Genomic DNA, 7,341 nt, shown 5'->3' with positions numbered 1-7,341 from the left:
CTCTTCTCTCGTCCCTGGTGTGGTCACGGGCAGCCATCTCGACTCCGTCATTGACGGTGGGGCGTTTGATGGGCCGCTGGGGGTTGTCTCGGCTTTGGCGGCTGTGGATCAGCTGCGGGCGGAGGGATTTGAGCCGGGCGTGCCTATTGGGGTGGGTGCGTTTGTGGAGGAAGAAGGGTCTCGGTTCGGGATGCCCTGTCTAGGGTCCCGGGTGGCGGCTGGTGTGTTGTCCGCTGAGAAGGCGCTGGCTTTGCAGGACCGGGCCGGGGTGCCTTTGGCAGCCGCGTTGGAGCAGGCTGGGATTGACCCGGCTGGAGTGGGACCTTCGCCGCTTATGCAGCGGATGGGGACGTTTGTCGAGTTGCATGTGGAGCAGGGTCGGGGGCTGACGGCGCCGGTGGGGGTGGCGAGTTCGATCTGGCCGCATGGGCGGTTTCGGTTCGCGTTCGGTGGTGAGGCCAACCATGCCGGCACCACGCTGATGGAGGACCGCCACGACCCGATGCTCACCTACGCGATGACCGCACTAGCCGCCAACAAGCAAGCCCGTCTGGCCGGCGCCCGCGCCACCTTCGGCCGGGTATCGGTCGAGCCCAACGGCACCAACGCCGTACCCTCCCAGGTCACCGCCTGGCTGGACGCGCGCGCCGCCGACACCGAAACCCTAGAACTGTTGCTCGCAGCAATCACCAAGCAAGCCATCGAACGCGCCGAACGCGACGGCACCACGCTCGAGGTCACCGCGGAATCAGTCTCCCCGATCGTCAACTTCCCGACCGGCCTGCGGGATCGACTGGTGAATGTGCTCGACGGCGCCCCCGTCCTCCCGACCGGCGCCGGTCACGACGCGGGCGTGTTCTCGGACGCCGGCATCCCGACCGCGATGCTGTTCGTCCGCAACCCGACCGGCATCTCACATTCGCCCGCCGAGTACGCCGAGCAGGACGACTGCCTCGCCGGCGTCGACGCGCTGGCCGCAGTACTGAAGGATCTCGCGAAGTGACGTCGTACTGGTGTGAGACCGCGCTCCTCCCGACCGGCCTCGCGCACGCCGTCCTGGTGACGACCGCCGATGGCCGCTTCACCTCGATCGAGCCCGACGCGGCCCCCGGTGACGCGCAGATCCTCAACGGACTCGTCATCCCAGGCCTCGCGAACTGCCACAGCCACGCCTTCCACCGCGCCCTCCGCGGCCGCACGCAGACCGAGCGCGGCACGTTCTGGACCTGGCGCGAGCAGATGTACGCCGTCGCCGCCGCGCTCACCCCCGACACGTACTACGAGCTCGCAAAGGCCGTGTACGGCGAAATGCTCCTCGCCGGAATCACCGCCGTCGGCGAATTCCACTACCTCCACCACGCCCCCGGCGGCCAGCGGTACGACGACCCGAACGCGATGGGCCTGGCGCTGATCGCCGCCGCGCGCGACGTCGGCATGCGGATCACGCTGCTCGACACCTGCTACATCGCCGGCGGAATCGACCAGCCACTCAACGAGGTCCAGCAACGCTTCAGCGACGGCGACGCGACGGCCTGGGCAGCCCGGGTCGCGCAGCTGAGCGGCAACGATGACGTCGTGATCGGCGCGGCCGCCCATTCGGTCCGAGGCGTGCCGCAGGATCAACTCGGTGCGGTGGCGTCGGCGTTTCCCGACGTACCGCTGCATATTCATCTGTCCGAGCAGGTCGCGGAGAACGCGGCTTGTCTCAAGGCGTACGGGCGGACGCCTGCGCAGGTGCTCGACGAGGCCGGGTTCCTCAGCGGGCGGACGAGCGCGGTCCACGCCACGCATCTCACCGACGTCGACGTCGGGCTGCTCGGCAGCTCCGCGACGTACTCCTGCTTCTGCCCGACGACGGAGCGCGACCTCGCCGACGGCATCGGCCCGTCGGTGCAGCTGCGCGACGCGGGCTCGCCGCTGACGCTCGGCTCCGACAGCCACGCGGTGATCGATTTCTTCGAGGAGATGCGAGCCGTCGAGCTGAATGAACGCCTCGCGTCCCAGGAGCGCGGCCACTGGTCGGCTCCCGAGCTCCTCAAGGCAGCCACCACCGACGGCCACCGCTCGATCGGCTTCACCGACGCGGGCACGATCGAGGTGGGTGCCCGCGCCGACCTGGTAGCCGTCTATCTGGACACGGTCCGCACCGCCGGCACCGGCGGCGGCCTGGAGACCGCAGTCTTCGCGGCATCAGCCGCAGATGTCTCCGACGTAGTCGTCTCCGGAAGTCATCTGGTTGCCGACGGCAAGCATGTTCGTCTGGATGTCCCGGCCCAGCTGACGAAATCGATCGAGGCAGTGACCCGATGACCTCACTCTTGCTGACCAACATCAGCTCGCTGGTGACCAACGACCCCACGTACGGCGGTCTCCTCGGCGAGCTCCACGACGCAGCCCTGGTCATCGACGGCACCAAGGTCGCCTGGGTCGGCCCGCGACGCGACGCACCCGCGGCCGACGGCGCGCTGGACCTCGGCGGCCGGGCTGTCATCCCAGGCTTCGTCGATTCACACTCACACCTGGTCTTCGCCGGCGATCGCGCCGAGGAGTTCGCCGCCCGCATGACAGGTACGCCGTACTCCGCCGGCGGCATCCGCACCACCGTCGCCGCGACCCGCGAAGCCACCGACGAACACCTGACCGCGAACGTGTCCCGCCTCGTGGCCGAGATGCGGCGGCAGGGGACCACGACGGTCGAGATCAAGTCCGGGTACGGGCTGACCGTCGCGGACGAGGCCCGTGCGCTCGAGATCGCGGGCCAGTTCACCGACGAGACGACGTACCTCGGGGCGCATGTCGTGCCGGCCGAGTACGCCGACGATCCGGCCGGCTACGTGGAGCTGGTGACCGGCCCGATGCTCGACGCGTCCGCCAAGCACTCGAAGTGGATCGACGTCTTCGTCGAGCGCGGTGCCTTCGACGCCGACCAGGGCCGCGCGATCCTGCAGGCCGGCATCGCCCGCGGCCTCCAGCCCCGGGTCCACGCGAACCAGCTCGGCGAGGGTCCCGGCGTACAACTGGCGTGCGAGGTTGGCGCAGCCTCGGCAGACCACTGCACCTATCTCACCGACGCCGACGTCGACGCCCTGGCCTCGGCCGGTGTCGTCGCCGGCCTCCTGCCCGCGATCGAGTTCTCGACCCGCTCGCCGTACCCCGACGCCCGACGCCTCCTCGACGCCGGCGTCACCGTAGCCCTCGCCACCGACTGCAACCCCGGCTCCGGCTACTCCTCGTCCATGCCGTTCTGCATCGCCCTCGCCGTCCGCGACATGCACATGACCCCGGCCGAAGCGCTCTGGTCCGCCACCGCCGGCGGAGCCGCCTCCCTCCGCCGTCCGGACCGAGGCCGCTTGACCCCCGGCGCCCAGGCCGACCTGGCCGTACTGGACGCGCCCACGCATCTGCACCTCTCCTACCGCCCCGGCGTTCCCCTGATCAAGCAGACCTTCATCGCCGGCCGTCCGGTGTAGCTGCAGATTCCAGGTGCGCTCCCGCCCGGATGCCGTCACTCTGGGGGCATGACGACTGAGCTGACCAGGCGACTCCGCGATGGCTTCCGCTGGCGGACGGATCGTGGCGCCTGAAGCAGCTATGCCGATGTGACCGACTGGTGGCGGGACGCCGACCTGCTCCGCGAGCTCGGACCGGCCTTGGCCGGGCTGTACAGCGAGGTGCCCACGCTCGTCCTCGGGCCGGTGTCGCGCGGGTCGTTGGTCGGCGCGCTGACGGCGGTCGCGCTGGGGGTCGGCTTTGTCGAGATGCGGAAGGACGCCGAGCCGGCCGTCGACAGCGATCGGTGGGTACGGCGTACCACCGGGCCCGACTACCGGGATCGGCACGTCGTGTTCGGCTACCGGCGCGACCTCGTCCGCGCCGGTGACAGGGTGTTGATGGTCGACGACTGGGTGGATACGGGCGCGACGGCGCTGGCCGCGCGGTCGTTGGTCGAGGAGTGCGGCGCGCGCTGGATCGGGGCGGCATGCATCGTCGACGCATTGACCGAACCGCGGCTCCGGCACGAACTGCCGGTCCGGTCGCTGCTCGACGTACGGCGCCTCTAGTCGGCCAGCTCCTTGGTGAGGAGGATGGCCGGGGTGCCGTCGGGGAGGCGTTGTTTGTCTATCTGGACGTAGCCGCGGGCGGTGTGGAAGGTCAGGCCGCCGTCGTCGAGGGGATGGGTCCGGACGCGGACGACGGCGCGGTCGAACGGCTTGGCGGCGCGTTCGATCGCGCGGTAGACCTGCGATCCGATGCCCTCCCGGCGGTGCTCGGTCGCGACCACGATCCGCTCGATCAGCAGGAAGCGGTTCGCGTACGTCTGGGTGAACCAGTCGAACTCGAGACCGTCGTACGCCGATCCCGGGGTGAAGGTCAGGACGAAGCCGGCCGGCTTGCCGTCCAGGTCGATGATCGCGGCGTGCGCGGCGATCAGGCGGAGCCAGTCGAGGCGGTCGGCGCCCAGCGGATCGACCAGGCCTACGGCGGCGTTGTTGAGCGCGAGCACCGCGCCGTAGTCGGCGGGGCTCATTGCGCGGAGTTTCACAGGGACAGGGTCGCACGGTAAACCTTTCCCCGGGAGGGGTCTCCCTGGCCGCACCCTGGCCCGGACCCCGAAATTCGGGCCTGCCCTTGGGAATGACCTGGGCCATGTGCAATGTTGAGCCTAGTGAACTCAAGTTTGTTGCGTCACGGATTTGAACCGAGGCGGACGAACGTGCAACATTGAGTCTGCATCACTCAACTTCGTGGAGGTATCAGAATGGCCCGCGCGGTCGGAATCGATCTCGGTACGACGAACTCCGTCATCGCCGTACTCGAAGGTGGCGAGCCCACCGTCATCCCCAACGCCGAGGGAGCGCGCACGACGCCCTCGGTGGTGGCTTTCGCCAAGAACGGCGAGGTCCTGGTCGGCGAGGTGGCGAAGCGCCAGGCCACCACGAACGTCGACCGCACCATCCGCTCCGTCAAGCGTCACATGGGCGAGAGCTGGAGCGTCGACATCGACGGCAAGAAGTTCACCCCCCAGCAGATCAGCGCGTTCGTGCTGCAGAAGCTGAAGCGGGACGCCGAGGCGTACCTCGGGGAGCAGGTCACCGACGCGGTCATCACCGTGCCGGCGTACTTCTCCGACGCGCAGCGCCAGGCGACCAAGGAGGCCGGCGAGATCGCGGGCCTGAAGGTGCACCGGATCGTCAACGAGCCGACCGCGGCCGCGCTCGCCTACGGCCTGGACAAGGGCACCGAGCAGACCATCCTGGTCTTCGACCTCGGTGGTGGCACGTTCGACGTGTCGCTGCTGGAGATCGGCGACGGCGTCTTCGAGGTGAAGGCGACCAGCGGTGACAACCACCTCGGTGGTGACGACTGGGACGCGCGCATCGTGCAGTGGCTGGTGACCCAGTTCAAGAACAAGAACGGCACCGACCTGTCCGGCGACAAGATGGCCATGCAGCGCCTCACCGAGGCCGCCGAGAAGGCCAAGATCGAGCTGTCCGCCGCGGCCGAGACCACGATCCACCTGCCGTACCTGAGCCTGACCGAGTCCGGCCCGCTGCACCTGGAGGAGAAGCTCTCCCGGGCAGAGTTCCAGAAGATGACCAACGACCTGCTCGAGCGCGCCCGCGCGCCGTTCAAGGCCGTCATCAAGGACGCCGGTATCGACGTGTCGAAGATCGACCACGTGATCCTGGTCGGCGGTTCGACCCGGATGCCCGCGGTGGCCGACCTGGTCAAGGAGCTGACCGGTGGCAAGGACCCGAACAAGGGCGTGAACCCGGACGAGGTCGTCGCGGTCGGCGCCTCCCTGCAGGCCGGTGTGCTGAAGGGTGAGGTCAAGGACGTCCTGCTGCTCGACGTGACCCCGCTGAGCCTCGGTATCGAGACCAAGGGCGGCGTGTTCACCAAGATCATCGAGCGCAACACCACGATCCCGACCAAGGGTTCGGAGATCTTCACCACGGCCGAGGACAACCAGCCGTCGGTGATGATCCAGGTCTACCAGGGCGAGCGCGAGATGGCCCGCGACAACAAGTCGCTCGGCAACTTCGAGCTGACCGGCCTGCCGCCGGCGCCGCGGAACGTGCCGCAGATCGAGGTCACCTTCGACATCGACGCGAACGGCATCGTGCACGTGAACGCCAAGGACCTTGCCACCGGCAAGGAGCAGCGGATGACGGTCACGGGTGGCTCCGCGCTGCCGAAGACCGACATCGACCAGATGGTCCGCGACGCCGAGCAGTACGCCGAGGAGGACCGCCAGCGCCGCGAGGCGGTGGAGAACCGGAACCAGGCCGAGAGCCTGGTCTACCAGACCGAGAAGTTCCTGCAGGAGAACGAGGACAAGGTCCCCGACGACGTCAAGACCGAGGTCAAGGACGCCGTCGCGGAGCTGAAGAAGGCCCTCAAGGGTGACGACGCCGAGGCGATCAAGACCTCCTCGGAGAAGCTCGCCCAGTCCAGCCAGAAGATGGGTGCCGCGATGTACGCGAACGCCCAGGCCGCCGGCGGCTCCTCGGACGAGACCAGCGCCGACGAGAGCTCGACCAGCAACGACGACGACGTCGTCGACGCCGAGATCGTGGACGAGGACCGGCCGCAGGACAAGACGGAGGACAAGTGACGGATCGACCCACTGGCAGCGAGTTCGGCGACGGCGAGCCCGTCGTCCGGGACAAGCGCCGGATCGACCCGGACACCGGCGCGGCGCGGGACACTGCGGATACGTCCGCGGCTCCCGCGCCCGGCGCCCAGCCGGGTACGCCGGGCACCCCGGGCGCACAGCCGCCCCGGGACCCGTCCGACCTGGTCGGTCCGTCCGCCCAGGAGGCCCTGCTGACCGAAGCGCTGAAGGAGCGTACGGCGGACCTGCAGCGACTGCAGGCCGAGTACGTGAACTACAAGCGCCGCGTCGACCGGGACCGGGAGGCGTCACGGGAGCTCGTCATCGGCTCGGTGCTGACCGAGCTGCTCGGGACCCTCGACGACGTCGGCCGGGCCCGCGAAGCAGGTGAGCTCGAGGGCGCGTTCAAGGCGGTCGCGGAATCGCTGGAGCGCGTCACCGAGAAGCTCGGCCTGGTGAAGTTCGGCGAGAAGGGTGACACCTTCGACCCGCGGATCCACGAGGCCCTGCTGCACAACTACTCCGACGAGGTCGACGGTCCGACCGCGACGATGATCATGCAACCGGGCTACCGGCTCGGCGAGCGGGTCCTGCGCGCGGCCCGGGTGGCCGTGTCGGAGCCGACCGAACAACTGCCGGCCGACGCGAAGGCCGACGTACCGGCGGAGAGCACAGATGATGACGCGGACAGGTCCGCGGAGTAGTAACGACCACGACGGGAG

General features: G+C 69.0%; 7 protein-coding genes. 6 read left to right on the top strand and 1 reads right to left on the bottom strand.

What is annotated here, in order from left to right; genetic code table 11:
• Nucleotides 1-19 precede the first annotated feature (19 nt).
• From ACFWUU_RS39870 to ACFWUU_RS39855, 4 genes are all read left to right on the top strand, one after another.
• Entirely contained in the window at nucleotides 20-1,003 is a 984-nt protein-coding gene (locus tag ACFWUU_RS39870; RefSeq protein ID WP_380183820.1) for an allantoate amidohydrolase, read from the top strand.
• Complete coding sequence (locus ACFWUU_RS39865; protein WP_380183808.1) at nucleotides 1,000-2,310, top strand: formimidoylglutamate deiminase; 1,311 nt, start codon at nucleotides 1,000-1,002, stop codon at nucleotides 2,308-2,310. The genes ACFWUU_RS39870 and ACFWUU_RS39865 overlap by 4 nt, the downstream gene beginning before the upstream one ends.
• Entirely contained in the window at nucleotides 2,307-3,470 is a 1,164-nt protein-coding gene (gene hutI / locus ACFWUU_RS39860) for an imidazolonepropionase (RefSeq protein WP_380183806.1), read from the top strand. Before ACFWUU_RS39865 ends, hutI begins: the two co-directional genes overlap by 4 nt.
• A gap of 129 nt (nucleotides 3,471-3,599) precedes the next feature.
• The gene (locus ACFWUU_RS39855) at nucleotides 3,600-4,061 is read left to right on the top strand and encodes a phosphoribosyltransferase family protein (protein ID WP_380183804.1); all 462 of its coding nucleotides are present in this window, start codon (nucleotides 3,600-3,602) and stop codon (nucleotides 4,059-4,061) included.
• On the opposite strand, the gene ACFWUU_RS39850 is transcribed toward ACFWUU_RS39855, so the two are convergent.
• Nucleotides 4,058-4,528 (bottom strand): GNAT family N-acetyltransferase, encoded by a 471-nt coding sequence (locus ACFWUU_RS39850; protein WP_137256223.1) that lies wholly within the window; start codon nucleotides 4,526-4,528, stop codon nucleotides 4,058-4,060. The genes ACFWUU_RS39855 and ACFWUU_RS39850 overlap by 4 nt on opposite strands.
• A gap of 231 nt (nucleotides 4,529-4,759) precedes the next feature.
• On the opposite strand from ACFWUU_RS39850, the gene dnaK reads away from it, so the two are divergent.
• The gene (gene dnaK, locus ACFWUU_RS39845) at nucleotides 4,760-6,619 is read left to right on the top strand and encodes a molecular chaperone DnaK (protein ID WP_380183802.1); all 1,860 of its coding nucleotides are present in this window, start codon (nucleotides 4,760-4,762) and stop codon (nucleotides 6,617-6,619) included.
• Nucleotides 6,616-7,323, top strand: coding sequence for a nucleotide exchange factor GrpE (grpE, locus tag ACFWUU_RS39840; RefSeq protein ID WP_137256225.1), 708 nt, complete (start codon nucleotides 6,616-6,618; stop codon nucleotides 7,321-7,323). Before dnaK ends, grpE begins: the two co-directional genes overlap by 4 nt.
• Nucleotides 7,324-7,341: the final 18 nt, after the last annotated feature.

The organism is Kribbella sp. NPDC058693 (assembly GCF_042715335.1).
In the GTDB taxonomy this organism is placed as follows: domain Bacteria; phylum Actinomycetota; class Actinomycetes; order Propionibacteriales; family Kribbellaceae; genus Kribbella; species Kribbella jiaozuonensis.
The sequence above is the reverse complement of the archived record's forward strand: the minus strand, read 5'-3'. Positions and strand labels throughout refer to the sequence as shown.

Bases quoted from the DNA above. Each gene is read 5' to 3' on its own strand.
- ACFWUU_RS39850 (WP_137256223.1), bottom strand. From the start codon at position 4,528: ATGAGCCCCGCCGACTACGGCGCGGTGCTCGCGCTCAACAACGCCGCC.
- hutI (WP_380183806.1), top strand. From the start codon at position 2,307: ATGACCTCACTCTTGCTGACCAACATCAGCTCGCTGGTGACCAACGAC.
- dnaK (WP_380183802.1), top strand. From the start codon at position 4,760: ATGGCCCGCGCGGTCGGAATCGATCTCGGTACGACGAACTCCGTCATC.